The sequence below is a fragment of the Roseovarius sp. YIN77 genome (genome assembly GCF_057219155.1).
Map to the genome: position 1 here is coordinate 134,996 of NZ_JBXVVI010000003.1, position 25,005 is coordinate 160,000.

Consider the following 25,005-nt stretch of genomic DNA (forward strand, 5'->3'; position numbering starts at 1 on the left):
GCACCCGCGTGGCAAATTATCTGTATAAGAACGACCTGCCCGACGGGCTCCGCCTCGGACCGGTGGTGGCCATCGACTGCGAAACCATGGGCCTGAACCCGCACCGTGACAGGCTATGTGTGGTGCAAATGTCAGATGGCGATGGCAATGCCCATTTGGTGCAGGTGGAAAAGGGGCAGACCAATGCACCTAACCTATGCCGCATGTTGGCGGACCCCGAGGTGTTGAAACTGTTTCATTTTGGCCGCTTTGATATCGCCGCACTCTTGAATGCCTTTGGCGTTGTGACAGCCCCGGTTTATTGCACCAAGATCGCCTCAAAACTGGTGCGCACCTACACTGATCGGCACGGGCTGAAAAACCTGCTGCAGGAATTGCTGGACATCGACATTTCAAAGCAGCAACAGATGAGCGATTGGGGATCAGAAGACCTGACCTCCGCGCAACTGGATTATGCGGCCTCTGACGTGCTCTATCTACACCGGCTGAGGGAGAAGCTGGACGCGCGCCTTGCCCGCGAAGGTCGGACAGAACTGGCACAAAGCTGCTTTGATTTCCTGCCCACTCGCGCGCGGCTTGATCTGGCAGGCTGGCCAGAGCAGGATATTTTTGCGCACTAAACCAGCCGGGGCTTGAGAATTCGGTCATTCACCTACACATGACATCTCAGACATCGGCACTGATTGCACGGTATAATGGCCAGCTTTGACAACTCTTATTCCCGCCTTGTGTCATGGGTAAAGATCGTCTTGCCCATGATGGCGCTGGCGCTATTGTCGACGCTGTTCATGTTTTCCGGCCGCGATAACGCTGGCCAATCTATTCCATATTCTCAGGTCGAGATTGAGGATCTGGCAAATGATCCACGCATTTCCGCCCCGAACTACTCAGGCGTGGCTGGCGATGGCACGGCCGTATCATTGCAGGCTGAAACCGCGCGACCAGATGTTGCCGATAGCAGCGTGATCCTCGGGCAAAATCTGATTGCGCAGTTTGAAACCCAAGAGGGGCTGCAATTGGCGATCGTGTCGGATCAGGGGGTGTTTGAAAACGATGGTCGATACACGACCCTAACCGGGGACGTGAATGCGCGGACCTCTTCGGGGTTCGTTTTGCGATCGCAAGAATTCATCGCCGATCTGGATGGGGTGCTGCTGTCAACCCAGACGCCGGTAGAGGCACAGGCCCCTTTTGGCGCGCTGAGTGCCGGAAAAATGATGCTAACACAGACAGATGTTGAAAATGGTGGGCATCAACTGGTTTTCAACGATGGGGTGAAACTGATATACACGCCGCAAATCAACAGGGAATGAATGAGTGTCACGGTTTTTTGCTGCCATATGTTTGATGTGTTTGTTCACCGCTGCCCCCCTGTCGGCGCAGGAAACACAGGTTCCATTTGGCGGGCTGAGCTTCGACAGCGCCCTTCCTGTTGAAGTCACCGCAGATCAGCTGAGCGTGGATCAACAGGACGGGGCAGCAATTTTTACCGGCAATGTTTTGGTGGTGCAGGGGGATATGCGCCTGTCGTCCAATGCGATGCGCGTTGAATACGGGCCGGAGGGCGCGTCAGGCACGCAAATTTCCAGGCTGTTGGCCGATGGCAATGTCATTCTGGTCAACGGGCAGGAGGCCGCAGAGGCGCGCGAGGCGGTCTACACGCTGGCCGATGGCCATGTGGTTTTGATCGGTGATGTGCTGTTGACCCAAGGTGCAAGCGTTCTGTCTGCGCAGCGGATGACGATTGATCTGAACACCGGCACTGCCCGCATGGTCGGAAAAGTTCGCACCATTCTGAACACTGGGGGCAACTGATGACCACCGCGACATCGCCTGCCCTGACACTGGCCAACGGCGAGGCCGGGCTCAGCATTCGCAATCTGCGCAAAAGTTATCGCAAGCGCCCGGTGATTCGTGATGTCAGCATGGAGCTGGCGCGCGGAGAGGTCGTGGCGCTTTTGGGACCGAACGGATCGGGCAAAACCACTTGCTTTTATTCCATCGCCGGGCTTGTGACGCCAGAAGGCGGCCATGTGATGATTGACGGGCGCGAGGTGACGACCCTGCCCATGTATCGCCGCGCCAAGATGGGCATCGGCTATCTTCCGCAGGAAGTATCCATTTTTCGGGGCCTGAATGTCGAAGATAACATTCTGGCGGTTTTGGAAATTGCCGAGCCCGATCACCACAAGCGTCGCGAACGGCTAGAAGAGCTGCTGTCTGAATTTGCCATCGAACATTTGCGGCGCGCACCGGCATTGTCGCTGTCGGGTGGTGAACGTCGCCGGGTTGAAATTGCACGCTGTCTTGCCGCAAACCCGAACTATCTGCTGCTGGATGAACCCTTTGCCGGGGTTGATCCCATCGCCGTTGGCGAAATTCGCGCGCTGGTCTCTGACCTGAAAAAACGCGGTATTGGCGTTTTGATCACCGACCACAATGTCCGCGAAACACTGGAAATCGTCGATCGTGCCTATATCTTACATGACGGTAAGGTTTTGATGAGCGGCACAACCGATGAAGTTGTCCGTGATGAGAATGTGCGCAGAGTCTATTTGGGAAACAGCTTTCGCATTTCCTAAGGGTGCGTTCGGCGGCAGGTCAAATATCGCCGGTTGGTCTGATCTGCGGTTGACAAGACCGGGTATCCTGTCGCCAAATAGAAGGTGATGTATGACAAATCTTTTCATCATTCGGGCGGGGGCAGATTATTACCCCGCATCGAATGCACCCGGTTCAAACGGGGGGCATCGCTTCCGTAAAACGATAACAACTGTGCCCGTCGCCTGCCCGGTGCGGACACGCTGTTACCCCAACACCTGACAGGAGGTTTAATGCGGTACCAGATAAGCGGAAAACAAATTGATATTGGTGCGGCTCTGCAAACACATGTTCAAAATGAACTGGGATCTGTGGTGCAGAAGTACGCCGAAAGACCCACCGATGCGCAGGTCGTCTTTTCCAAAAGCGGCCATGAACATGTCTGCGAGGCGATCGTACACCTTTCTACGGGATTAAGCGCACAGGCACGGGCGAGCTCTAATGAAATCTATGCCGCTTTCGACAAATGCTGCGATAAAATGGAAACGCAGTTGCGTCGATATAAGCGTCGCCTGAAGGACCATCATCGCGATCGGACCGATCCCATTGAACTTTCCGGCGCATCCTCGTATATCCTCGCCGCGTCGGATGACGCACAGGATCAGGAACCCGAATCACTCCAGCCCATGATCATCGCCGAGACAGAGTCGAAAATTCCGACATTGTCTGCTGGCGAGGCGGTTATGCAGATGGAGCTGTCGGAAAGCCCGGTTCTGGTCTTCCGCAACGAAAAACATGGCGGGGTGAATGTTGTTTACCGCCGCGAAGATGGAAATTTTGGCTGGGTTGATCCGTCGAACTGAACCGACTGGCAGGATCGTCCTTCAAGAGTAGAGCGACATCAGATGGAACTTTCGAGCATTCTGCAGCCAGAGGCTGTAAAAGTTCTGAGCAAATCGACAAGCAAAAAGCGTCTTTTCCAGGAACTGGGAGAGATCGCTGCGCAAGTCTATGGTCTTGATGCGGCGAAAACCATTGTCGCACTGCAAGAAAGAGAAAACCTGGGCCCAACCGGCGTGGGGCATGGCATTGCGCTGCCCCATGCGCGCGTTCAGGGCCTGGATAATGTGGTCGGGGCGCTGATCCGTATGGAGGCCCCGATCGATTTTGAATCTGTCGATCGCCAACCCGTTGACCTGATATTCGCCCTGTTTGCCCCGGGCGACGCGGGTGTCGAGCATCTTAAGGCCCTGGCGCTTGTCTCGCGCACCATGCGGGATGCCGATATTTGCGCGAAACTGCGGGCCAACGCGACTCCATCGACCCTGCATGCGATTGTGACAGAGGCACGGACCAGTCAGGCTGCCTGACCAGACCACCGGCCAAATCCAAACATCATGTAATCTTTGTGATAGGCGGCCTTGGCCGCCTTTTCGATGGCCTGATCGTAGATTCTGGCCAGCATTCCGATCTCTCGGCCGGTCGATATCTGTTCAGGCGCCACCCCGATTTCAGAACAGATCCAATCCAGCCCTGATTGCAGCCGCTCTGCCCGGATAACCACATCTGGCGCCCCAAATTTTGACATATCCTGTAAAAGCTGCGCCTGACTGCTCCAATCCGGGCGCAGTTTCAGGCCAGTCTGCCCGGACATGCTGGCGCGCAAGGCATCCAGAAACATCAGGAAACACGCACGGTGGGCTTTGCGATCGCCGCTTGCGTCTGCGAGCAGATGATCCAGATGCGCACCGCCCAGATGCCGCATGATGCGGCGCATTTGACCGGCATCACCCGGGGCGGCCAGAAATTGGCAAAACGCCCAATGGCCGCGATCCACCGGGTGGCTGACGACGGTCAAACTGCGATGGCCGGGATGCTTACGTTTCCATTGGCGCAAGGATTTTTGCGTAAACCCAGCAAGAAGTTGATCAGAATCTGTGCCGTCCAATTTGCCAAGCCACTCAATCACAGGCGACCGGGCAGGCCCCCCAATCGGCTGATACAAAAGCGGCACCCGTCGCCCGGCGTAATATCCCGGCACCCCGGGGCCGCGTTCTGGCTCCTGCTCCGGATAAGAGGTCATATCCAAGACACCCGAACCCAGTAGTGCGGCCTCCATCTCAGCCAGATTTTCCACTTTTTCTGAGATCGGTGCCGGATTTTGCCGCTTGATAAGGTTTTGAACGGATGGAAGTTCTGGCGATACGCCCAGATAACGCGCAAGACCGTTCAGGATATCGACATCCTGCAACTGTGAATAATCTAGATGGAACGCGGCTTGCCCGCGCATCATCAGCGCCTTTCGCAGCCGGGTGTGGAAATCACGGCGGGCGCTTTCAAACGCTCTGTACTCTTCAGCATCAAACCGGATCGTCGCCGATTTGCGCCTATCAACCCGGGTCAATTTCCACTGCCCGGTCTTTTGGGCGATTTTCCATGACACATAACTGTCGACCGGATTGCGGGTCAGAATGACCTTTGCGCAACGCGGATCGTCCAGAACAACAGGCAAAACGCGGTGGTCGTGATCGTGGAAATAGCGAAACCCGTTAATCCCGGGCAGTCCGCGCAGGTGATCCAGCAACTGTTGTGGCCGATCGATGCGTTGGGTCAGGCTTATGCCCAGCAGTTCATTTTTGTTCGGATAGCCAATGAAGTTTGGATTAAACGCCTCGCCATGGCAGCGAAAGTCGGGCAGCGAGTTTAGATTCTGTTCCAGAAAATTCGATCCGGTGCGCATTTCTGCGAACAGAACGAAATATTCAAACCCAGACGACATTACGAACGGTTGGTGGTGAGCGTGCGTTGGCGCGATGGGTCAGGTTTGACCGATGTCGATGTGGCGGTGAAATCACCCATCAGATAGGGATGCATCCCCTGATTTTTCAGCACCTGAAGAAAGTTTCCAAATCCGTCGAGCCTTTTCATCCGGGGGGCATCTGTCAGGGCAGCGCCCCGGTGTGGATTGATGTGATCCAACACACCCACCAGGCGTTCCATCGGCGCCTCGACAAAATCCGCAAGGGTCCAGATTTTTACCGTGGCCCGGCGACAGGGTGCGCGCAGGATATCCAGATGGGCGCTTTCGATCTTTTGCAATCTGGCCATGCGCTGCCGAATATCGGCAAAATTGGTGTTTTCATGAAAGAGCGGCACCGCCCACGCACCGCTGATCACGTAAATTTGGGCATTCGGATCGGTCACCAGATCCCAGGAAATGTCTTGGTTGTCTTCTGGGCCGAACTGAAAGCTTTGGTGATCCCCGCGCTCATTCCATAACAGGTTCGTCAGAAAGGCCCGGGGGTTATAATCCCGTAGCTTGGCAGAATCACACAGGCCACCATGTTGCAACGACGCGCGATCGCTGAATTCGGCGCGCCCGGGTGCAAAAAGATGCCCATGTACCCGGCTTTGGGTTGTGCGGCTGATCCATTCCTCGAACCCGTCAAAAAGATCAGAAAACCCCTGAAAGACTGTATAGGGCGACGATGTCAGCGGATTGTCCCAGGTGCTGTCGGGAAACCGGCCTTGCATATATAGTCCGGTTCGCCCCTGAACCCGGCGTTCCATCGCCCGGGCAAAGATCCTGTCAACAATTCCGGGATTGGGTTCGGTGCGGTGTTGCAGAATCTGCGGCTGCTTCAAAAACGCAGCGTAGAGCCGATCTGCCTTGGGCCATATTTTGCGCGCAACAAAGCAATCGGATCGGCGCAAAAGCTGCAGGTGATCATCGTAAAACACGTGTGGACGCCCCTGGAAATCAAATTTCGACAGGGTCAAAGAGCGGCTTTCAATCTTGGTTGCATAGCGTCGCGCCAGCGTTTGGAAATAGCTTTCGTCGGGGATCCAAACTCTGGAAAAATAGCGATCATAGATGGCCCGGTTTGGGTCCTGCAAAATCGCAGACAGGGTTCTGCGGGTCAGGCACCACCATTGTGATCCGATATGTGGCTCTATCCCATCGGGGATCTGTCGGCGCATACCGATGCGACGCTGCAGACGAACATAGCCGTCAAACAGTTTGCGATGCCGCTTCCAGGAAAACGGAAAACGAAGGGTAAAGCGTTCCTGATCCAACCCGCCCATTGTCCAGCGCACATCTTGTATCGTGGCCGATTCAATGAAATCGGTTTGCGGCCGTGCATCCAGATACTCAATCAACTCTGCTACCGGTCGCAGTGGCAGGCAGGACCCGGATGTCAGATAGACATGGCGCACTGTCGGAAAGCGCGACAGCAACTGCGCTGCCGCAGATTGCGTTGCCGATACGATTGAAAACTTGCCCCATTCGCATTTTTGGCGGTCGCAGAGCACAACATCCGGCAAATCAGACACGGCATCGGCAAAGGCCGCGAAACCCGCCGGCTCAACTTTTTTATCGATATGAACCACAACCGGGCAACCATGGGTGGCCCAATGTCTGGCGACCTGCGCCGCCCGGTCCAGCGCCTCATGGACCAACATGACAATTCCGACGCTCATGCCCAGTTTCCTTTTGACATGAGGCCCAGAACCTCCAATTGGCGCCAATTCACGAACTTTTCCGACCAGCGGCACCATAGATTGGGCTGTTCGTCCGCTTCGCTGTAATAGGCCTTGTATTCCAGGCTCGCCGCGTAATGCTGCCGACGTTCCAGTTCCTCTGCCGCTTTTTCAGCAAAGGTATCCAGAAACTTGGCATGCAGCAGGCAGCCAGAGATTTTTTCACCGCCCGCAGCATCATAAACAAGGTTCAACCCACGCGGCAGCAACATATGGGTGGAGCTGATATAGACATATTTGCGATGCCATTTGATCAACGGCACCTTGTTTAACGCCGGGGCAAGAGCGGGCTTGTCGCGAAAGAACATGCGCGCCCGGGGTCCACCCTGAATCCACAAGTTCAGATACTTGTCATTGCGGCTGATCGTATAGTTGCCACCGTCAAACCAACCCGCGATTTCCATCGGGTTTTGGCCGGGGCTGTATTTTCGGGCATCAATGGGGCCCTTGGGATACATATCCAGCAACATCGCGCCAAAGGATCGCGCGCCGGAGGTGTCCAGCCAATCGGTCAGCGCCCCCAGGGGCCGCGTATCGCTGAACGGATAGACCAGAAATTCATCCACATCGACCACCAGCGCCCAACGTCCATGGGCATAGCGGCTCAGCAACCCGTTCAGCCAATCAGTTCCAAAATGTGCGGATTTATAGCTTTTGGGTGTGGTCCACAGCGATACATCTGGCTGATCCATCAGATACGCGCGCCCACCATCGGTGCTGTCATTGTCAACAAAGATGAAATGATTAACACCCAGCTTGCGGTAATATTCCAGAAAATAGGGCAGGCGCGGATATTCATTTCGGATGGTGGAAAAACACAAGATCGCGCCGGGTGTGATTTGTTTTGTGCGATTGACGACCGACCGCAGCTCAAGCTGCTTGCGCAATGCCCGTATCTGCCACATCCGGCGTTCTAGCCGCAGCCGATATGAACTGAATATGCCCAAACTGCCCCCTGCCCGAAATACGCGTTGTCCTGACCAGAGTGTGGCCTGAAATCCTTTTCGGATCGTTATCAATCGCCGTATTCGATAATCGCTCGTCCTGTGCGTCGAGAATACGCAGCTGTGACGTTCAAGTAAACGACTGTTGTCTGCCTTTTGTCCGGTCAGATCGTGTTGCCATCGGATTTCATCAACCCCAGATCGAGCAACTGTCGCCAACCGCGATATCGGGTTGAATTGTCCGCCCAAAGGCAAGGATTGGCCGCCAGCGCATCATAGTAATCATCATAGGCCTGGCTATTGGAAAAATGTTCCTGGCGGCATTGTTCCTGGGCAGAGCGCCCAACAACCATGGGCAGGAATTTCGTGTGAAGCAGGGCACCGGACAGGCATTCCAGATTTTCGGGATCACTGGCGCGGTTCAGGGTCGGGGGCAACAGAGAGTGGGTAGAGCTGACATAGGCATGTCGCCAATGCCACTTGACCAGCGGGAACTTGCTAAGGGTTGGGGCACGCACTGGTGCGTCCTGAAAAAATACCCGTTGTCGCACACCGCCCTGCACCATCCAGTTTTTCAGCCGGTCCTGGTAACGCCGAATGTAACCGCCCTCATCAAACCATTGCAGAATGTCCAACGGGTCTTGTCCGGGCTGATAGGTTTGATCCCCAAGCCGCCCCTGTGGGTAAAGTTCCAGCATTAGGGCCGGGCAGGCGGCCTGATCGCGCTCCTCCAAGGACCGGGTAAACTCCTGCAATGTCCGGCTGTCGTGATGCGGATAGATGAACAGCTCATCCGCATCGACCGTCAGGCACCAATGGCCGTGCCCGTAACGCATCATCAACCCGGTCAGCCAATCAATCCCGAAGCGTGCGCGTTTATAGCTGTGATCTGTGCGCCACAGGGAGACGTCAGCTTGTGATTTCAGAAAATCCGTGCTGCCGTCATCGCTGCCATTGTCAACGATCAGAAAATGCGCAACGCCCAGTCGTCGATAGTGTTCCAGAAAAAAGGGCAGGCGCTGGGCCTCATTCCGGATGGTGGCAAAACACAGGATATTATCCGGCCGAATTTCAGAAATATTCAGAGACAGCGGCAACAGTTGGCGGCGTTTGCGCAGGCCGCGCAGCAAGAACTGCCGCCGCCGCAAGCGCATGCGATAGGCCATCCATAGTGACAGCAGCCGGAGCCGTGTTGGCCTACTTGTCATAATGGCCGGATTGATGCCATCGCCAGGCATCCGCGATCATCTGCTCCAGCGTGGATCGCCCCGGGTTCCAGCCCAATTCGTGCACGGCGCGGCTGCTGCCGGACACCAAAGAGGCGCAATCCCCCGCCCGCCTTGGCCCCTCGACCATCGGTACGGGTCGGCCTGTCACCTGTTGGCAGGCATCGATGACCTGTCGCACCGAATACCCGGACCCGGTGCCCAGATTGAACACCCGGTTGCCCCGTCCCGCCTTGAGCCAGTCCAGACCCAGGATATGCGCCTCGACCAAATCCATGACATGAACATAGTCACGAATGCAGGTCCCGTCTTCGGTGTCGTAATCGACCCCATGCAGGGTCAGTGCCGGGCGCTTGCCTGCGCTTGCGTCCAGCATCAGCGGGATCAGATGCGATTCCGGGCGGTGAAATTCCCCAACTTCGGCCTCTGGATCGGCCCCGGCGACGTTGAAATATCGGAAAGAGACACAGCGCAGGCCAGCGCTGGCGTTGAAGCCGGCAGTCATGTCTTCGATCGCGCGCTTGGTAGCGGCATAGGGGCTGATCGGCGCCTGCGGGCTGTTTTCATCCAATACCACCCCATCCTGATCGCCATAAACCGCGCAGGTCGAGGAAAAGACCAGATCCAAACAGCCAGCCTCGATCGCGGCCTCAATCAGGTTTTGCGCGCCTTGCATATTGTTGCGCCAGTAACGCCCCGGCTCCTGCATTGACTCGCCAACCTGGCTGAGCGCTGCAAAATGCAGGATGGCAATAGGGGCATAGTCGCGAAAGACCTGATCCAGCGCGGCGCGGTCCAGCAAATCACCCGGCACAAAGGGGCCGAATTTCACGGCCTCTTGCCAGCCCGTGGTCAGATTGTCGAGGGTTACGGGAACGTAGCCTACCGCCGCCAACGCCTTGCACGCATGCGATCCGATATACCCGGCCCCGCCGGTGACAAGAACATGCTGCATGGGTATGATCCCTAATTACTCTGCGGCTGTTCGGACCGTCATAATCTCGTTCAGATAGGATGACAATTCATCACGCAGGTCATCTCGGCCCAGACCAAAGGCCACAGTGGCCTGCAAGAAGCCTGCTTTGGACCCACAGTCAAACCGCTGTCCGCGAAAACGCAACCCATGCACATCGCGCCCTGCAGTGATTTCCTGCGCGATCGCATCGGTCAGCTGAATCTCCCCGCCCGCACCGGTGGTGGCCTGATCTAGCGTTTTCAAAACATCCGGTGTCAAGATATACCGGCCAATAACCGCCAGATTTGAGGGTGCTGCCTCTGGTGCCGGTTTTTCCACCATACCTTTGACGGAAACCAGCGCGCCTTTATCCTCTTTCACATCCAACACACCATAAGAGGACACACGGTGATGCGGGACCTCCATCGCCGCCACCATGCTGCCGCCGGTCTGCTCATAGGCGTCAACCATCTGGCGCAGGCACGGGGTTTCGGCGGCAATCACATCATCAGGCAGGATCACGGCAAAGGGTTCATCGCCGATCAGGCGGCGGGCACACCAGACCGCGTGGCCCAGCCCCTTGGCGGTGTGCTGGCGGATATAGGCAATGGCCCCGCTTTCCATATTTGTGGAGTTCAGCACCTCTAGCAGCTCATCTTTTTCCTTTTCCAGCAAAGAGGCTTCCAGCTCTGGTGCGCGGTCAAAATAATCCTCCAGCGCGCTTTTCCCGCGCGAAGTGACAAAGATAAACTCGGTGATCCCGGCTGCACGGGCCTCGTCGATCGCATATTGAATCAATGGCCGGTCAACCAGCGTCAGGATTTCCTTGGGGATCGATTTGGTTGCCGGTAAGAACCGGGTTCCCTGACCCGCAACGGGAAATACGGCTTTGGTTACTTTTTGCGTCATCTCAAAATTCTCACACTGCCCGCGCCTGTCATATTCATAAAATATGTTTAGAGTTTGGCACGTCTTTTGGCAATTTTTGTAAGGATCAAGGCTTTACCAAATGTGAATTTCACCGGCGAAGAGTCTTTGATGTCACAAACCAGTGGGGGTTTTGCAGAGAGTTTACGGCTCACTCAATCCCCAACGCGGCCAATCCTGCCTCGACCACAGGCACGTCTTCGGGGTTGTTGATCTCCCAAAACTTCACCCCGCGTGCTTCGATCTCAACGCAGCGGATGGTGCGGCCATTTTCCAGAAACCGCAGCTGTTCCAGCCCTTCCAGCCCTTCCAGCGGGCCAGACGCCCAATCGGCATATGCGCGCAATGTGTCGGGCCGATAGGCATAGGCGCCGACATGATGAAAGACCGGTGTCGGATCGGTATCGCCATAGGCTTTGCCGGTATAGGGAATGACTTCCTTGGAGAAGTAAAGCGCATGGCCACGCCCATCAAAAACCGCCGTGGTGCCGCCAACACGCCCGGCGCGACGATCGGCCAGAAACCCGTTTAGTGCTGTGCCATCGCACCGCAAGACTGGGGTCGCCATATCGGCGTCCGGGTCGTCTGCCAGCGCGGTCACGATATCCTCGATCGCCCAGGCCGGCGTCAACGGCGCGTCGCCTTGCAAGTTGGCAATGATGTCAAACTCTTCGTCGATCACATCCAACACGGCGGCACAGCGTTCCGTGCCATTGGCGCAGGTGTCGGGGGTCATCACCACCTCGGCACCTAAAGCCTCTGCATGATCCCTGATCCGATCATCATCTGTGGCCACGACCACGCGGGTGGCGTTGGGCACTGCCATGGCCGCGCGCCAGCTACGTTCAACCAGGCTGCGAGACTGGCCGCTTGCGCCTTTCAACATCACCAGGGGCTTGCCCGGAAAACGGGTGGACGGATAGCGCGCGGGTATAACAATCAATGTTTTCATGACGCGGCCTTCAGATCTACGCCGGGCGCATAGGCAATAAAGAACGGGTTTTCGTAACCGGTCTTGCCATAGGTCAGGGGCGTGTGGTCATCAAACCGCACCACCTGCCCACCGGCACCCAGCAACACCGCATGGCCGGCGGCGGTATCCCATTCCATGGTCCGCCCGACGCGCGGGTAAAGGTCGGCCTCACCCCCGGCCACCAGGCAGAATTTCAGCGATGACCCGGCAGAGCGGGAATCCTTCACCGCATATTTGTTGATGTAATCCTCTGTCGCCTGATCACGGTGCGATTTCGACGCGACGATCAAGATGGCCGCATTGTCGGGGTCAGAGACAGACAGGGCGCGCCGCTCCCCGATCCGGTCCGTATTAAACGGGCCTGTCTCCTCGACCGTTTGACCATCGGCTTCGGTCAGGAAAAGCCGCCTCTTGGCCGGGGCATAGACAACCCCGCGCGTGGGCACACAATTTTCGACCAGCGCGATGTTTACTGTAAAATCCCCGCGCCGTTTGATGAATTCCTTGGTCCCATCCAACGGGTCAACAATAATGAAAGTGTCTGCGCGTTCGAAATGCGATGCTGCCTGTTCTTCGGTCACCAGCAGGATATCGGGAAAGGCCGCAGAAAGCCCGGCCGCGATCAGGGCATCAGCGGCCTCATCCGCCTCTGTCACCGGGCTGTCGTCTGATTTCACCTTCACATCGAAATCATCGGAATTATAGATCTCCATGATCGTCTCTCCGGCCTCGATGGCGAGGCTACGAAACACATCCATCAGCTTCTGATAGTCCAAAATTCTGCTCCTGCCGCGATGGCATTGATTGATATCGTCGCCCCTCTTATGATCGGCCGATAAGGGAACGGCAAGAACTCCCTGCCAGGATTGGCGCATAACAGCAGGGGCACGGGCAGTATGTTCGTAACAAAACGCAAAGAGACAAAGCGGGATTCCGCCTTTGCCATAGCGGAGCTTATCTATCACGCGACGGTGCGTAACCTTCGGATGGGGCACCGCAGCGCGGTGATCGGGCTGGTCTTGACGATTATTCAGTCGCTCATGTTGGTCGCGATGTTTTTTGTTCTGATGAGCATTCTGGGCCTGCGTTCGGCGGCGGTGCGCGGTGATTTTCTGCTCTACATCATGTCGGGCGTGTTCCTGTTTCGAACCCACATACAGTCGGTAAAGGCGGTTGCAGGGTCTGCCGGCCCGGCCTCGGCGATGATGCTCCATGCGCCGATGACAACCGCGATCAGCATCGCCTCTTCGGCATTGGCGACACTGTATCAGCAGTTTTTTGCAGCATGCATTATTTTGCTGGTTTATCATTCTGCGATCACACCGATCAGTATCGAGCATCCAACCGGCGCCATGGCAATGTTGTTGCTGTCATGGTTCAGCGGCTGTGCGGTCGGCATGGTTTTACTGGCGTTAAAGCCGTGGTTTCCGCGGTTTGTAACCATCGCCACGAACCTTTACCGCCGGGCAAATATGATATTTTCCGGCAAGATGTTTCTGGCCAATACCTTGCCCGCCTCCACGCTGCCAATGTTTGAATGGAATCCCCTGTTTCACGCCATTGATCAGGCGCGCGGGTTCGTTTTTTTGAACTACACCCCGCGGGTGACGTCGATCGAATACCCGGTCTACCTAAGTCTGACCTTGCTGATGATTGGCTTGATGGGAGAGTTCTATGCCCGTAAACATGCATCGGTAAGTTGGGGTGCAAGGCAGTAACACCTGCATGAGTTGAGGGTTCTATGATGCGAAATGCAATTTTGGCCGCGTTGATCGTGGTTTTGACCGGGACGATGTCGCGCGCAGAGATCGCTGATCTGCCAGCGTTATATGATGTGTCGGGCCTGGATGTAGGGGAAACGCTGAACGTGCGGTCCGCACCAGAGTTGCAGTCTGACATTCTGGGCGTATTGCCCGCCAGCACACGGCTGAAAGAGGTCGTCGCCCTGGATGATTCCGGCGACTGGGGCATGGTCAATTTCGAGGAATCCGCCGGATGGGTGTCAATGAAATTCATGCAGGATGCAGGCGGCCCGCGCTGGTGGGCGCGTGATCTGCCGCTCAGCTGCTTTGGCACCGAACCGTTTTGGTCTTCGGTGATCTTTCGAAATGATCCGGGAAGTCTGGAGTTGAAGGATCATTCGGGTGTGGAGCCGGCCAACCGAACCATACCGCTGGGCAAGTTTCAACGTGTCTGGGGTAATCCCCAATGGGATCTACCAATGAACGCGGTTATAAGTTTTTCGGATAGGTCGGCAGAGGCGCTGGCCGTGATCCGGGCCGAGGCTTGCAATGATGGTATGTCGGATAACGCGTTTGGCCTGTCGATCAATCTGTTTCTGGATGCGAGTTCAAGCCAGGTGTCGCCTTATCTGGGCGGCTGCTGCGCAATTGGCAACTAATCGACAACCCGGCAGGTGACATTGATCCGACCGCCCTTGGGCAACAGGGTGGAGGAACCAAAGCGAATGCGATCAACCCCATGATAGGCCAGCCGGGCCGTCCCACCCAGAACCAGCGCATCACCCGACCTCAGCCAAACCGATTCTGTCTCGCCGCCACGCTCAGAATTACCGATGCGAAACAGCCCCTCATCCCCTAACGAGATGGACAGGACCGGCCAGCTGAAATCGGCCTCATCGCGATCCTGATGCAATCCCATACGCGCGCCTTCGCCGTAGAAATTGATCAGGCAGCAATCAGGGGGACGTTCCGGGCTGATCAGATCGGACCACAGCGCCAAAATCTGTTTTGGAATCGGTGGCCACGGCGCATTGTTCGGATGTGTGTGCCGATACCGATAGCCCGAACGATCTGAATACCAGCCGTATTTTCCAGCCGATGTCATGCGCACCGACATCGGTTTGCCAAACCGCGTGACCGGGGCAAAGGGCGGCGCGGCCCGCGCGACATCGCGCAAAGACTCAACCAATTCAGACTGCGCGGCAGAGCCAATCAGGCCCTGATAAATTTTCGCCCCGAGCAGGGTCAGGGTGGGCACATGTTCCGTCATACCCCGTGATAGCCGAATTTCCTGAAAATGAATCGAAATTTCCTGCCCAATCAGGCCCTGCAAATGCTTGCAGGGCTCGGCGCTCATCCTTATATACCCTGCGAAGCCTGATCAGGGCCCCAACCCTGATCAATACTGGGATCGGTGCCGGAATGCCTGATACGGGTTCCGGGACCTCAACATCGCCTAAGAAAGGGTATTTGAAAAATGGCTAAAGTCATTGGTATTGACCTTGGGACAACAAACTCCTGCGTCGCCATCATGGACGGCTCGCAACCGCGTGTTGTTGAGAACGCCGAAGGCGCGCGCACAACACCGTCGATCGTCGCCTTCACCGAGGGGGAGCGTCTGGTCGGACAGGCCGCGAAACGTCAGGCCGTCACCAACTCTGACAACACAATCTTTGCTGTGAAACGTCTGATTGGCCGTCGCGTCACCGACGCCGAAGTCGAGAAGGACAGAAAACTGGTTCCCTACGATATCGTGGATTCCGGCAATGGTGATGCATGGGTTGAGGCCCGTGGCGAAAAATACAGCCCCTCGCAAATCTCTGCCTTCATTCTGGGCAAAATGAAAGAAACCGCTGAAAGCTATCTGGGCGAGGACGTCACCCAAGCCGTGATCACCGTTCCGGCCTATTTCAACGACGCTCAGCGTCAGGCCACCAAAGACGCCGGTAAAATCGCAGGCCTTGAGGTTCTGCGGATCATCAACGAACCGACCGCCGCCGCGCTGGCCTATGGCCTGGACAAGAAAGAAACCAAAACTATTGCGGTCTATGACCTTGGTGGCGGGACTTTCGACGTGACCATTCTGGAAATCGACGATGGCCTGTTTGAGGTGAAATCCACCAACGGCGACACCTTCCTAGGCGGCGAAGATTTCGACATGCGCATTGTTCAGTATCTTGCTGACGAGTTTAAGAAAGAAAACGGCGTCGACCTGGCCAAAGACAAGATGGCGCTCCAGCGTCTGAAAGAAGCCGCTGAAAAAGCCAAGATCGAACTCAGCTCCTCCAGCCAGACAGAGATTAACCAACCGTTTATCTCTATGGATCCAAACGGTGGCCAGCCGCTGCACATGGTCATGAAACTGACCCGCGCGAAACTGGAATCACTGGTTGGTGATCTGATCAAGAAATCGATAAAACCCTGCCAAGCCGCGCTGAAAGATGCTGGCCTGTCCACGTCAGACATTGATGAGGTCGTTCTTGTCGGTGGTATGACCCGCATGCCGCGCGTCAAGGAAGAGGTCACCAAATTCTTTGGCAAGGAACCGCATCAGGGTGTGAACCCGGATGAGGTTGTGGCCATGGGTGCCGCTATTCAGGCGGGCGTTCTGCAAGGCGACGTCAAGGACGTGGTTCTCTTGGACGTGACCCCCTTGTCCCTGGGCATCGAAACTTTGGGTGGCGTCTTCACCCGTCTGATCGACCGCAACACCACGATCCCAACCAAGAAATCGCAGATCTTCTCGACCGCCGAAGACAACCAGAACGCTGTGACATTGCGTGTGTTCCAAGGCGAACGTGAAATGGCTGCCGACAACAAGATGCTGGGCCAGTTCAATCTGGAAGACATCCCGCCAGCCCCGCGCGGTATTCCGCAGATCGAGGTCACCTTTGACATCGATGCCAACGGCATTGTTGAGGTCGGCGCCAAGGACAAAGGCACCGGCAAAGAGCAAAAGATCACCATTCAGGCCTCTGGCGGTCTGTCCGATGATGACATCGAACAAATGGTCAAGGACGCCGAGGCAAATGCCGAGGCCGACAAAGAGCGCCGTGAACTGGTCGAGGCCAAAAACCAGGCCGAAAGCCTGATCCACTCCACCGAAAAGTCGCTGGAAGAGTACAATGACAAGGTCGACCCGACCACGGTCGAAGCCATCGAACTGGCCATTGCTGCGCTGAAGGACGATCTGGAAAAAGACGGCACCTCTGCCGACAAGATCAAATCCGGCATCCAGAACGTCACCGAATCTGCGATGAAACTGGGCGAGGCGATCTACAAGGCTCAGCAGGAAGCCTCTGGCGACGCTGACCCGGATGATGTGGACCAGACCAGCTCTGTCGACGAAGACATCGTAGATGCCGATTTCGAAGATCTCGGCGGTGATGACAAACGCGCATAAGGGACGTTAACTCGCCCCTGGGGCCGGCCTGAGCCCGCTTAGGCCGGCCTTTGCGTTCCAAAAGGAACTGACAATGGCAAAGCGCGACTTCTACGATGTTCTGGGCGTCCAAAAGGGCGCGTCGGGCGATGAGATCAAAAAGGCCTATCGCAAAAAGGCCAAAGAACTGCATCCTGACCGCAACAAGGACAACCCAGAGGCCGAATCCCAGTTCAAGGAAGCGGGAGAAGCCTATGAAGTTCTGAAAGACGCCGAGAAAAAAGCCGCCTATGATCGCTTTGGCCATGCCGCCTTTGAGGGCGGAATGGGTGGCGGCGGTGGCCGAGGTGGGTTCCACCCCGGTGGTCAAGAAGGCTTTGCCAGCGCGTTTTCCGATATTTTCGAGGATCTGTTCGGCGGTGGCGGTGGTGGTTTTGGCGGCGCTGGCGGCCGCCAACGCGCAACGCGCGGATCAGACCTGCGCTATAACCTGCGCGTCGCGTTGGAAGAGGCCCATCAAGGCCTGAAGAAGACCATCACCGTTCCAACTTCGGTCGCATGTGATTCCTGCAACGGAACCGGCGCCGAAAGCGGTGCCGAACCCACCATTTGCCCGACCTGTTCAGGCATGGGCAAAGTGCGCGCGCAGCAGGGTTTTTTCACCGTTGAACGGACCTGCCCGACCTGTCAGGGCGCGGGCCAGACGATCAAAAATCCGTGCCAGTCCTGTCACGGTGCCGGTCGCACCGAGGAGGAGCGCACCCTGTCTGTCAACATCCCGGCAGGCGTTGAAACCGGAACTCGTATCCGCCTGTCTGGTGAGGGCGAGGCCGGGTTGCGTGGCGGACCGTCCGGCGATCTCTACATTTTTATCGAGGTGGGCGATCATGGAATCTTTGAACGCGAAGGCATCAACCTCTTTTGCAAGGTCCCTGTCTCGATGGCCTCTGCCGCCTTGGGTGGGGATATCGAAGTGCCAACCATCGATGGCGGCCGCAGCCGGGTAAAAATTCCATCTGGCAGCCAATCTGGCCGTCAGATGCGGCTAAAGGGCAAAGGCATGCCAGCGCTTCGCGGTGCCGGACATGGCGACATGTATATTGAACTGGCGGTGGAAACCCCGGTCAACCTGACCACCCGGCAAAAAGAAATCCTGCGGGAATTCGACGAGATCGCCGCCGATAACAATCCGCAGACCTCTAGCTTTTTTGGCAAGGTCAAAACCTTTTGGGATGGGATGAAGGGCTAGGTCGCTATCTGGCCCGGCCTTTCAACGGTTCGCGGGTTCATTCCCCCCACAGCACCGTTTCAGGATGAAACTGCGACCAGGAAAACCAAAAGGCCTGGTGGCTTCCTAAATCAGACCCATCCGCATCGACCGCTTTGATGCCCCCGGCCTCCAGCACCAGGTGTATATTTTCGAACGCGATGTCGTCGCCCTGGATCAGAGCAACCATTGCAGCGCTGCGTTGGAATGCGACCGGGATACCTGATGTCGTGACGACGCCAATGATATCTTTATGTACAGGCAGGCGTGGATCCACGTCGCCCACGGGGAAAATCGGGCCATTGGCATCGCGACCATTGCGAAAATCCGGGTCGCGGCCCAGCGCGTATTTTTCCAGCAGAACGGTTGTTTCTGGATGCGTGCGTTTCCAAGTGCCCCAATCGGTGGTTACCACGCTGGCCTGCTCCAGCTTCACCCCTTTTTCTGCCAGCGGTCCGGTGACCGCATGGCCCAGAAACGTATCGAACACGGAATAGGTGTTCAGGTCATACATCACCTTGTTGGATCGGCTTAACAATCCCGATGTCCGCAGGATCGGACGCTCGACACCTGCAGGCAACCGGTCGGTGAAATAGGCCTGCGCCGCGCCGCACAGGGTACAATAGGGTATCCCCAGATCGCGCCCGCCCAATGTGTCATTGACCATTTCGCGTACTTCCATGATGCGTCGCGGATAGGCGCGGTATTCACCGTTGACCTCGACACCGAAGACAATGTCATCCTCCTCCAGCCATGTGGCCTCTGCGGCGCTGCTGACTTCGGGGTTGTCGGCGGCGGGGATGCAATTGCAGGGCTCATCCGTTGTGTCATAAGGCCGGTCATCAATCAAAACGCCGCCCCATGACACCAACCGCCAGTCAATATCGCCCTCAACAAATATCTGCTCCCACCCCGGGACAATCCCGGTAAAGATCGCGCGCTTGGTTTTCAAATAGTCTGGCGGGGCCGGAATGTCCCAGGCGATCAGATGGTCGGTCACGACACCCCAGCCATGATCGACCTGTAAATCCTTGCTCAAAAGATCAGAGGCCGCATTCGTCAAAGTGGTATTCAGATGACGAGTCGAAACAAATCGCAGCAAGTCACTAATGAACCAGGCCAGTCGCGGGTCGTCAGAGGCTGCAATCTCTTGTAATGCAAGGGCATGTTCCTCGTTCCAACGCTTTTGTTCAATCGTGTCGACAAAGGCCACCTGAATCGCGGTCCGAAGGTCCGGGGAAAGCGGACCGTCCGGAATAACCGGGGGATGACCGAACGCCTCGATCACATGGTCCGGCAATGGTTTTGGCGCCTGCGCGAAAGATGTGTTTGCAAATACAAATGATACCGCCAGAGCCAAAAGAGCGGGATGAAAGATACGATCACGTGTTTGCGTCATGAATGCGCCCTCTTGAAACCCAGATGTCATCCGTCATCAACCTGCCCTGAACTTGCGTAACGATCTAATCACGTTTGCATCAGTACAGATGAGCGCGGTGTGTTGGCTCTGGCGCAGCGATATGTCGACGTTAACCACCTGAATTCACCACCGCCGCAATACCGACAAAATACAGACGTGTTGCAGCATGCGTTTTTTGCCCGCTAACCCTTGAAGCGACCCCTCTCTTGCCCCATCTTTTTGTGGAAGGTCCAAAGACGGGTATGCTGCCTTGCGGGTGCCCGATAAACCGGACGCTTAATAAAGGAGAGTACCCGATGAACATGGAAAAGTTCACGGAACGGTCGCGCGGTTTTTTGCAGGCGGCCCAGACGATGGCGACACGTGAAGATCATCAGCGCCTAGGTCCTGAACACCTTCTCAAAGCCCTCATGGATGACGAACAAGGGTTGGCCTCCAACCTGATCAAACGCGCCGGTGGTGCACCGCAGCGGGTGGTGGAATCCGTCGATGCTGCCTTGGCGAAGATGCCTAAAATCTCTGGCGATTCTGGACAGGTCTATCTGGATGGGCAGACCGCCAAAGTGCTGGATGAGGCAGAGAAAATCGCCAAAAAGGCAGGCGATAGCTTTGTCGCGGTCGAACGTATTCTTACCGCTCTTGCGGTGGTGAAGTCCAAGGCGCGGGAGGCGTTAGAGGCAGGTGCCGTATCCGCCCAAAACCTGAACGCTGCCATCAATGATCTGCGCAAGGGCCGCACCGCCGATACCGCCTCCGCCGAGGAGGGTTATGACGCGCTGAAGAAATACGCCCGCGATCTGACGGATGCCGCACGCGAAGGAAAAATTGACCCGATCATTGGTCGGGATGAGGAAATTCGCCGTGCCATGCAGGTTCTTTCGCGCCGAACCAAAAACAACCCCGTCCTGATCGGGGATCCCGGTGTTGGTAAAACCGCGATTGCTGAGGGATTGGCGCTGCGCATTGTCAATGGCGACGTGCCGGAAAGCCTTAGAAACAAGCGCTTGATGGCACTGGATATGGGCGCACTGATTGCAGGCGCAAAATATCGCGGCGAGTTTGAGGAGCGTTTGAAAGCGGTCCTGAATGAGGTCACCGATGCCGCTGGCGAGGTCATCTTATTCATCGATGAAATGCATACGCTCGTCGGTGCCGGTAAAACCGATGGCGCCATGGATGCAGCCAACCTGATCAAGCCTGCCTTGGCGCGGGGGGAGCTGCATTGCGTTGGTGCAACCACGCTCGACGAATACAGAAAACACGTAGAAAAGGACGCGGCCCTTGCCCGTCGCTTCCAGCCCTTGGTGGTGGATGAACCCACAGTAGAGGATACGGTGTCGATCCTGCGCGGCATTAAGGAGAAGTATGAGCTTCACCATGGTGTGCGGATCAGCGACTCAGCCCTGGTTGCGGCGGCCACCCTGTCGCACCGCTATATCACCGACCGGTTCCTGCCGGACAAAGCGATCGACCTGATGGACGAGGCCGCCAGCCGTCTGCGGATGGAAGTTGACAGCAAACCCGAAGAGCTGGACGCGTTGGACCGTGAGATCCTGCAAAAGCAAATCGAGGCAGAAGCCCTGAAAAAAGAGGACGATGCAGCCTCCAAGGACCGGCTGGAGAAGTTGGAGAAAGAGCTGTCGAACCTGCAACAGAAATCTTCCGAGATGACCGCGCAATGGCAGGGTGAACGTGATAAACTGGCCTCAGCCCGTGATTTGAAAGAGCAGCTGGATCGCGCCCGCGCAGAACTGGATATCGCCAAGCGCGAGGGCAATCTGGCCAAGGCCGGGGAGCTGTCTTATGGCGTTATCCCGGGGCTGGAAAAACAACTGTCTGAGGCCGAAGAAGCCGAAGACAGTCCCATGGTCGAAGAGGCAGTGCGCCCCGAACAGATCGCACAAGTGGTTGAACGTTGGACGGGTATTCCGACCTCTAAAATGCTGGAGGGCGAGCGTGAGAAACTCTTGCGGATGGAAGAAGAGCTGGCCAAACGCGTGGTCGGACAACGCAGCGCGGTCAAGGCGGTGTCGAATGCCGTGCGCCGCGCCCGCGCTGGCCTGAACGATGAAAACCGCCCGTTGGGATCGTTCCTGTTCCTGGGACCAACCGGTGTCGGGAAGACCGAATTGACCAAGGCTGTAGCCGAATATCTGTTTGACGATGACAGCGCTATGGTCCGCATCGATATGTCAGAGTTTATGGAAAAACACGCCGTCGCCCGCCTGATCGGCGCGCCCCCGGGCTATGTTGGTTATGACGAGGGTGGCGTGTTGACCGAAGCGGTCCGCCGCAGACCCTATCAGGTTGTGCTGTTTGATGAAGTTGAAAAGGCGCACCCAGATGTCTTCAACGTCTTGCTGCAGGTGCTGGATGATGGTGTTCTGACCGACGGTCAGGGCCATCATGTGGATTTCAAGCAAACGCTGATTGTGCTGACTTCTAACCTTGGATCACAAGCACTGAGCCAGCTGCCTGACGGGGCTGACAGTGCCCAAGCCCGCCGCGATGTGATGGATGCGGTTCGCGTGCATTTCCGGCCAGAGTTTTTGAACCGTCTGGACGAAACCATCATCTTTGATCGCCTGACCCGCGATGACATGGACGGCATTGTCGACATTCAGATGCGCCGTCTGATCAAGCGCCTGGCCGCCCGCAATATCACGCTGGAGATGGACGCAGACGCGCGAAAGTGGCTGGCGGATGAGGGTTATGACCCCGTCTTTGGTGCCCGCCCATTGAAGCGCGTCATTCAGCGAAGCCTTCAGGATTCGCTGGCAGAGATGTTGCTGGCCGGGGACATCAAGGACGGCGATGTGATCCCAGTCAGCGCGACAGGTGAGGGGCTGATGATCGGTGATCGGGTGTCGACAAGCGATCGCAACGCACCTGACGATGCGGTCTTGCACTGATTGTACAAAGTGATCTGGGGCCGCCTTAGGGCGGTTCCGGCCAAACTTGACGCGAAATGCCATACAAAATCGGCACATCATTAAGTCGGCGTTTGCCGATTTACGTCCACGGCAAGCAAAAATATTGTCAAGGTCAAGAAAAGGAATTATTCTGCGCGTTGAAACACGTCATTAAATAATAACGGCGCCACAGGGGCGCCGTAACTTAAATAAAATACACTATTCGGTAGCCACCACTCACTCACAATATGCTACCGGACAGTAACAGAGATTAAGGGAATTTGATATTGTGTCAATATGAGACTTTCTTAATTTCTGTTGCTATTTCACCAAGCCCGTGTTCCAATTGTCTGACATTATAGAAGAAATGGTATTGCCATGAATGACATTTCCAAACTCGCCGAACTTCGCAAACTTCTCTTGGGGATGGAGATGACGTTGGGGCTTGAGGATTTGTCGTCAGTCGAGCGGGACATTTACTATGCCGCCAGTGATATTTCTGAAACGCATGACGGATGCCGAACAATTGGCCTGCTTGAACACGCATTGGTTCAAGGGATATCCCGGCCGACATTTTTCAGAGCACTGAAATCGCTTGTGCGCAAAGGTTATCTTTCTCCGAGCGATTCCGTTTCGCGTGGGAAGTACATTGTAAACGCCCCACGCACCAAAGTTTAATCCTCATATGGGGGCCCGTGTGGCGACATATCTGCGAGAGATCGTCACCACGTCTGGTCTTTTCATTATTTCCTTCTTGTTGTCCGTATTGGCCTGGGAGCCGATCCAGGACTATTTTTTCGGGCACTTCTTTCACCATGCCAGCCTTTTGTATCTTCCTCACGGTGTGTTGGTTCTTGCCGCCTGGTTGATGGGATGGCGTGCGGCGTTGGCATTGGTCCCCGGCGTTATGTTTGTGTTCTGGTGGTATGGCGGCATGAATATCATTCTGCCCAGCCGTATTCTGGCGATCTTCTTTTCCGTCACCGTCGCGCCGTTTACATTTGAACTGTTGGCGCGTTTGAACTGGGACATTCGCCCAAAGGACAATGTCGATCCGTGCTGGCCCTGTGTTATGGCTGCGGGTGCCCTAATATCGGTAATCAAATCGGCCCTGACCAACATCACACTTGGCAGCACGCCCACAGAATATGTGGCCTATGTGATCGGTGACGTTGCCGGGCTGTTTTTCCTCATGTTGATCCTGATGCATTTATTCCGCACCCTGCGTTCCAAACAGCTCTGATATCTGTGGGTTTTGATCCGCATTGTCACATTTCCAACGGGAACGTGAAACAAGTTGGTTTGGCAATCTGATAGATTGATACTAGCTCGCTTGTCGTAGGGACGACTGAAAAGATGCGGAGAGACGAATGAAATTCAAACCTGATTTGACCTGGTCTGATGTGACACCAAAATCAGATTTCCTAAGCCGGCGCCAATTGATGAAAGGTGCCTTGGGCTTGGCCACTGGGGCCATTGCGGGACCCGCGATGGCAATGGGGCCGTGGAACGACAGCTCGGCCGACGGGTTGGAGCCAAATAGTTTCGAAGACATCTCCACCTACAACAACTTTTATGAATTCGGCACCGGCAAGGATGATCCGGCCTATTATGCCCAAGCTTTGACGACAGACCCCTGGACAGTCACGATCGACGGCTTGGTGGATCTGCCCGGAGAGTATGACCTGAACGACATTCTATCTGCGGTCACGATCGAAGAGCGCATCTATAGATTCCGATGTGTCGAGGCATGGTCCTTGGTGGTTCCTTGGAACGGATTTGAGCTGCGCCATCTGTTGGAACGGGTCGGTGTTCAATCAGGCGCAAAATATGTGGCCTTTGAAACCCTGGTGCGGCCAGAGGAAATGGTCGGCCAACGACGCAACATATTGAACTGGCCGTATCGCGAAGGCCTGCGCCTGGATGAGGCGATGAACCCGCTGACACTGATGGCCACCGGTATATACGGTGAAACCATTCCAAAGCAGAATGGCGCGCCGATGCGTTTGGTTGTGCCGTGGAAATACGGGTTCAAATCAATCAAGTCGATTGTCCGCATTACACTGACAGATAAAGAGCCGCCGACCAGCTGGAATATGCAAAACGCACGCGAGTATGGGTTCTATAGTAATGTGAACCCGGGTGTGGACCATCCGCGTTGGTCGCAGGCGACA

Annotated in this window: 24 protein-coding genes (1 of these 24 running past the window's edge); 14 read left to right on the forward strand and 10 right to left on the reverse strand. The window is 56.0% G+C overall.

Translation table 11 applies throughout. The annotated features are described in order from the left end of the window. Nucleotides 1-8 precede the first annotated feature (8 nt). From AC2D8P_RS05935 to AC2D8P_RS05960, 6 genes are all read left to right on the forward strand, one after another. On the forward strand, nucleotides 9-620 hold the full coding sequence (locus tag AC2D8P_RS05935) for a ribonuclease D (protein ID WP_484701354.1): 612 nt from the start codon (nucleotides 9-11) through the stop codon (nucleotides 618-620). A 75-nt stretch (nucleotides 621-695) separates the two neighbouring features. Then, nucleotides 696-1,313, forward strand: a complete 618-nt coding sequence (gene lptC / locus AC2D8P_RS05940; protein WP_484701355.1) for an LPS export ABC transporter periplasmic protein LptC — start codon at nucleotides 696-698, stop codon at nucleotides 1,311-1,313. 4 nt (nucleotides 1,314-1,317) lie between these two features. After that, the gene (locus AC2D8P_RS05945) at nucleotides 1,318-1,815 is read left to right on the forward strand and encodes an LptA/OstA family protein (RefSeq protein WP_484701356.1); all 498 of its coding nucleotides are present in this window, start codon (nucleotides 1,318-1,320) and stop codon (nucleotides 1,813-1,815) included. Next, nucleotides 1,815-2,582: an LPS export ABC transporter ATP-binding protein gene (lptB, locus tag AC2D8P_RS05950; RefSeq protein ID WP_484701357.1), complete on the forward strand. Its 768-nt coding sequence runs from the start codon at nucleotides 1,815-1,817 to the stop codon at nucleotides 2,580-2,582. Before AC2D8P_RS05945 ends, lptB begins: the two co-directional genes overlap by 1 nt. Before the next feature lie 252 nt (nucleotides 2,583-2,834). Beyond that, nucleotides 2,835-3,404, forward strand: coding sequence for a ribosome hibernation-promoting factor, HPF/YfiA family (gene hpf, locus AC2D8P_RS05955; protein ID WP_484701358.1), 570 nt, complete (start codon nucleotides 2,835-2,837; stop codon nucleotides 3,402-3,404). A gap of 42 nt (nucleotides 3,405-3,446) precedes the next feature. Further along, nucleotides 3,447-3,911 carry a PTS sugar transporter subunit IIA gene (locus AC2D8P_RS05960; protein ID WP_484701359.1) on the forward strand — a complete coding sequence of 155 codons (465 nt, stop codon included), beginning with the start codon at nucleotides 3,447-3,449 and terminating at the stop codon, nucleotides 3,909-3,911. Here the strand turns inward: AC2D8P_RS05960 and AC2D8P_RS05965 are convergent. From AC2D8P_RS05965 to cysQ, 8 genes are all read right to left on the reverse strand, one after another. After that, nucleotides 3,899-5,320: a nodulation protein NodH gene (locus AC2D8P_RS05965; protein WP_484701360.1), complete on the reverse strand. Its 1,422-nt coding sequence runs from the start codon at nucleotides 5,318-5,320 to the stop codon at nucleotides 3,899-3,901. The two genes, AC2D8P_RS05960 and AC2D8P_RS05965, sit on opposite strands and share 13 nt — an antisense overlap. Beyond that, nucleotides 5,320-7,023 (reverse strand): DUF5927 domain-containing protein, encoded by a 1,704-nt coding sequence (locus AC2D8P_RS05970; RefSeq protein WP_484701361.1) that lies wholly within the window; start codon nucleotides 7,021-7,023, stop codon nucleotides 5,320-5,322. The genes AC2D8P_RS05965 and AC2D8P_RS05970 overlap by 1 nt, the downstream gene beginning before the upstream one ends. Then, nucleotides 7,020-7,988, reverse strand: coding sequence for a glycosyltransferase family 2 protein (locus AC2D8P_RS05975; RefSeq protein WP_484701362.1), 969 nt, complete (start codon nucleotides 7,986-7,988; stop codon nucleotides 7,020-7,022). Before AC2D8P_RS05975 ends, AC2D8P_RS05970 begins: the two co-directional genes overlap by 4 nt. Nucleotides 7,989-8,191: 203 nt before the next feature. After that, nucleotides 8,192-9,265: a glycosyltransferase family 2 protein gene (locus AC2D8P_RS05980; protein WP_484701363.1), complete on the reverse strand. Its 1,074-nt coding sequence runs from the start codon at nucleotides 9,263-9,265 to the stop codon at nucleotides 8,192-8,194. Beyond that, nucleotides 9,225-10,208, reverse strand: a complete 984-nt coding sequence (galE, locus tag AC2D8P_RS05985; protein ID WP_484701364.1) for a UDP-glucose 4-epimerase GalE — start codon at nucleotides 10,206-10,208, stop codon at nucleotides 9,225-9,227. The genes AC2D8P_RS05980 and galE overlap by 41 nt, the downstream gene beginning before the upstream one ends. A gap of 15 nt (nucleotides 10,209-10,223) precedes the next feature. After that, on the reverse strand, nucleotides 10,224-11,117 hold the full coding sequence (galU, locus tag AC2D8P_RS05990; RefSeq protein ID WP_484701365.1) for a UTP--glucose-1-phosphate uridylyltransferase GalU: 894 nt from the start codon (nucleotides 11,115-11,117) through the stop codon (nucleotides 10,224-10,226). Nucleotides 11,118-11,286: 169 nt separating this feature from the next. Next, the gene (locus tag AC2D8P_RS05995; protein ID WP_484701366.1) at nucleotides 11,287-12,087 is read right to left on the reverse strand and encodes a 3-deoxy-manno-octulosonate cytidylyltransferase; all 801 of its coding nucleotides are present in this window, start codon (nucleotides 12,085-12,087) and stop codon (nucleotides 11,287-11,289) included. Further along, nucleotides 12,084-12,866 (reverse strand): 3'(2'),5'-bisphosphate nucleotidase CysQ, encoded by a 783-nt coding sequence (cysQ, locus tag AC2D8P_RS06000; RefSeq protein WP_484701386.1) that lies wholly within the window; start codon nucleotides 12,864-12,866, stop codon nucleotides 12,084-12,086. The genes AC2D8P_RS05995 and cysQ overlap by 4 nt, the downstream gene beginning before the upstream one ends. A 138-nt stretch (nucleotides 12,867-13,004) precedes the next feature. Here cysQ and AC2D8P_RS06005 point away from each other — a divergent pair, with 138 nt between their 5' ends. Next, nucleotides 13,005-13,826 (forward strand): ABC transporter permease, encoded by an 822-nt coding sequence (locus AC2D8P_RS06005; RefSeq protein ID WP_484701367.1) that lies wholly within the window; start codon nucleotides 13,005-13,007, stop codon nucleotides 13,824-13,826. Nucleotides 13,827-13,852: 26 nt separating this feature from the next. Then, on the forward strand, nucleotides 13,853-14,509 hold the full coding sequence (locus AC2D8P_RS06010; RefSeq protein ID WP_484701368.1) for an SH3 domain-containing protein: 657 nt from the start codon (nucleotides 13,853-13,855) through the stop codon (nucleotides 14,507-14,509). On the opposite strand, the gene AC2D8P_RS06015 is transcribed toward AC2D8P_RS06010, so the two are convergent. Next, entirely contained in the window at nucleotides 14,506-15,120 is a 615-nt protein-coding gene (locus AC2D8P_RS06015) for an alpha-ketoglutarate-dependent dioxygenase AlkB family protein (RefSeq protein WP_484701387.1), read from the reverse strand. The genes AC2D8P_RS06010 and AC2D8P_RS06015 overlap by 4 nt on opposite strands. A gap of 207 nt (nucleotides 15,121-15,327) precedes the next feature. Here AC2D8P_RS06015 and dnaK point away from each other — a divergent pair, with 207 nt between their 5' ends. Next, entirely contained in the window at nucleotides 15,328-17,253 is a 1,926-nt protein-coding gene (gene dnaK / locus AC2D8P_RS06020; RefSeq protein WP_484701369.1) for a molecular chaperone DnaK, read from the forward strand. Between the two features lie 73 nt (nucleotides 17,254-17,326). Continuing rightward, nucleotides 17,327-18,481: a molecular chaperone DnaJ gene (dnaJ, locus tag AC2D8P_RS06025; protein ID WP_484701370.1), complete on the forward strand. Its 1,155-nt coding sequence runs from the start codon at nucleotides 17,327-17,329 to the stop codon at nucleotides 18,479-18,481. A gap of 37 nt (nucleotides 18,482-18,518) precedes the next feature. On the opposite strand, the gene AC2D8P_RS06030 is transcribed toward dnaJ, so the two are convergent. Continuing rightward, nucleotides 18,519-19,898, reverse strand: a complete 1,380-nt coding sequence (locus AC2D8P_RS06030; protein WP_484701371.1) for a DUF3179 domain-containing (seleno)protein — start codon at nucleotides 19,896-19,898, stop codon at nucleotides 18,519-18,521. Between the two features lie 317 nt (nucleotides 19,899-20,215). On the opposite strand from AC2D8P_RS06030, the gene clpB reads away from it, so the two are divergent. The 4 genes from clpB to msrP all read left to right on the forward strand — a co-directional run. Next, entirely contained in the window at nucleotides 20,216-22,831 is a 2,616-nt protein-coding gene (gene clpB, locus AC2D8P_RS06035) for an ATP-dependent chaperone ClpB (RefSeq protein WP_484701372.1), read from the forward strand. Nucleotides 22,832-23,209: 378 nt separating this feature from the next. Then, nucleotides 23,210-23,509: a hypothetical protein gene (locus AC2D8P_RS06040; protein ID WP_484701373.1), complete on the forward strand. Its 300-nt coding sequence runs from the start codon at nucleotides 23,210-23,212 to the stop codon at nucleotides 23,507-23,509. A 19-nt stretch (nucleotides 23,510-23,528) separates the two neighbouring features. Further along, entirely contained in the window at nucleotides 23,529-24,074 is a 546-nt protein-coding gene (locus AC2D8P_RS06045) for a hypothetical protein (RefSeq protein WP_484701374.1), read from the forward strand. A gap of 127 nt (nucleotides 24,075-24,201) precedes the next feature. Then, a protein-coding gene (msrP, locus tag AC2D8P_RS06050) for a protein-methionine-sulfoxide reductase catalytic subunit MsrP (RefSeq protein ID WP_484701375.1) crosses the window boundary here: on the forward strand, nucleotides 24,202-25,005 show its 5' portion. It continues 117 nt past the right edge of the window; only the first 804 of its 921 coding nucleotides appear in the window; its start codon is at nucleotides 24,202-24,204; the stop codon falls past the right edge of the window.

Excerpts from the sequence above, each read along its gene's own strand:
- lptC (WP_484701355.1), top strand. The coding sequence starts at position 696 with ATGGCCAGCTTTGACAACTCTTATTCCCGCCTTGTGTCATGGGTAAAG.
- lptB (WP_484701357.1), top strand. The coding sequence starts at position 1,815 with ATGACCACCGCGACATCGCCTGCCCTGACACTGGCCAACGGCGAGGCC.
- hpf (WP_484701358.1), top strand. The coding sequence starts at position 2,835 with ATGCGGTACCAGATAAGCGGAAAACAAATTGATATTGGTGCGGCTCTG.
- AC2D8P_RS05960 (WP_484701359.1), top strand. The coding sequence starts at position 3,447 with ATGGAACTTTCGAGCATTCTGCAGCCAGAGGCTGTAAAAGTTCTGAGC.
- AC2D8P_RS05965 (WP_484701360.1), bottom strand. The coding sequence starts at position 5,320 with ATGTCGTCTGGGTTTGAATATTTCGTTCTGTTCGCAGAAATGCGCACC.
- AC2D8P_RS05970 (WP_484701361.1), bottom strand. The coding sequence starts at position 7,023 with ATGAGCGTCGGAATTGTCATGTTGGTCCATGAGGCGCTGGACCGGGCG.
- AC2D8P_RS05975 (WP_484701362.1), bottom strand. The coding sequence starts at position 7,988 with ATGTGGCAGATACGGGCATTGCGCAAGCAGCTTGAGCTGCGGTCGGTC.
- AC2D8P_RS05980 (WP_484701363.1), bottom strand. The coding sequence starts at position 9,265 with ATGCCTGGCGATGGCATCAATCCGGCCATTATGACAAGTAGGCCAACA.
- galE (WP_484701364.1), bottom strand. The coding sequence starts at position 10,208 with ATGCAGCATGTTCTTGTCACCGGCGGGGCCGGGTATATCGGATCGCAT.
- galU (WP_484701365.1), bottom strand. The coding sequence starts at position 11,117 with ATGACGCAAAAAGTAACCAAAGCCGTATTTCCCGTTGCGGGTCAGGGA.
- AC2D8P_RS05995 (WP_484701366.1), bottom strand. The coding sequence starts at position 12,087 with ATGAAAACATTGATTGTTATACCCGCGCGCTATCCGTCCACCCGTTTT.
- cysQ (WP_484701386.1), bottom strand. The coding sequence starts at position 12,866 with ATGGATGTGTTTCGTAGCCTCGCCATCGAGGCCGGAGAGACGATCATG.
- AC2D8P_RS06005 (WP_484701367.1), top strand. The coding sequence starts at position 13,005 with ATGTTCGTAACAAAACGCAAAGAGACAAAGCGGGATTCCGCCTTTGCC.
- AC2D8P_RS06010 (WP_484701368.1), top strand. The coding sequence starts at position 13,853 with ATGCGAAATGCAATTTTGGCCGCGTTGATCGTGGTTTTGACCGGGACG.
- AC2D8P_RS06015 (WP_484701387.1), bottom strand. The coding sequence starts at position 15,120 with ATGACGGAACATGTGCCCACCCTGACCCTGCTCGGGGCGAAAATTTAT.
- dnaK (WP_484701369.1), top strand. The coding sequence starts at position 15,328 with ATGGCTAAAGTCATTGGTATTGACCTTGGGACAACAAACTCCTGCGTC.
- dnaJ (WP_484701370.1), top strand. The coding sequence starts at position 17,327 with ATGGCAAAGCGCGACTTCTACGATGTTCTGGGCGTCCAAAAGGGCGCG.
- AC2D8P_RS06030 (WP_484701371.1), bottom strand. The coding sequence starts at position 19,898 with ATGACGCAAACACGTGATCGTATCTTTCATCCCGCTCTTTTGGCTCTG.
- clpB (WP_484701372.1), top strand. The coding sequence starts at position 20,216 with ATGAACATGGAAAAGTTCACGGAACGGTCGCGCGGTTTTTTGCAGGCG.
- AC2D8P_RS06040 (WP_484701373.1), top strand. The coding sequence starts at position 23,210 with ATGAATGACATTTCCAAACTCGCCGAACTTCGCAAACTTCTCTTGGGG.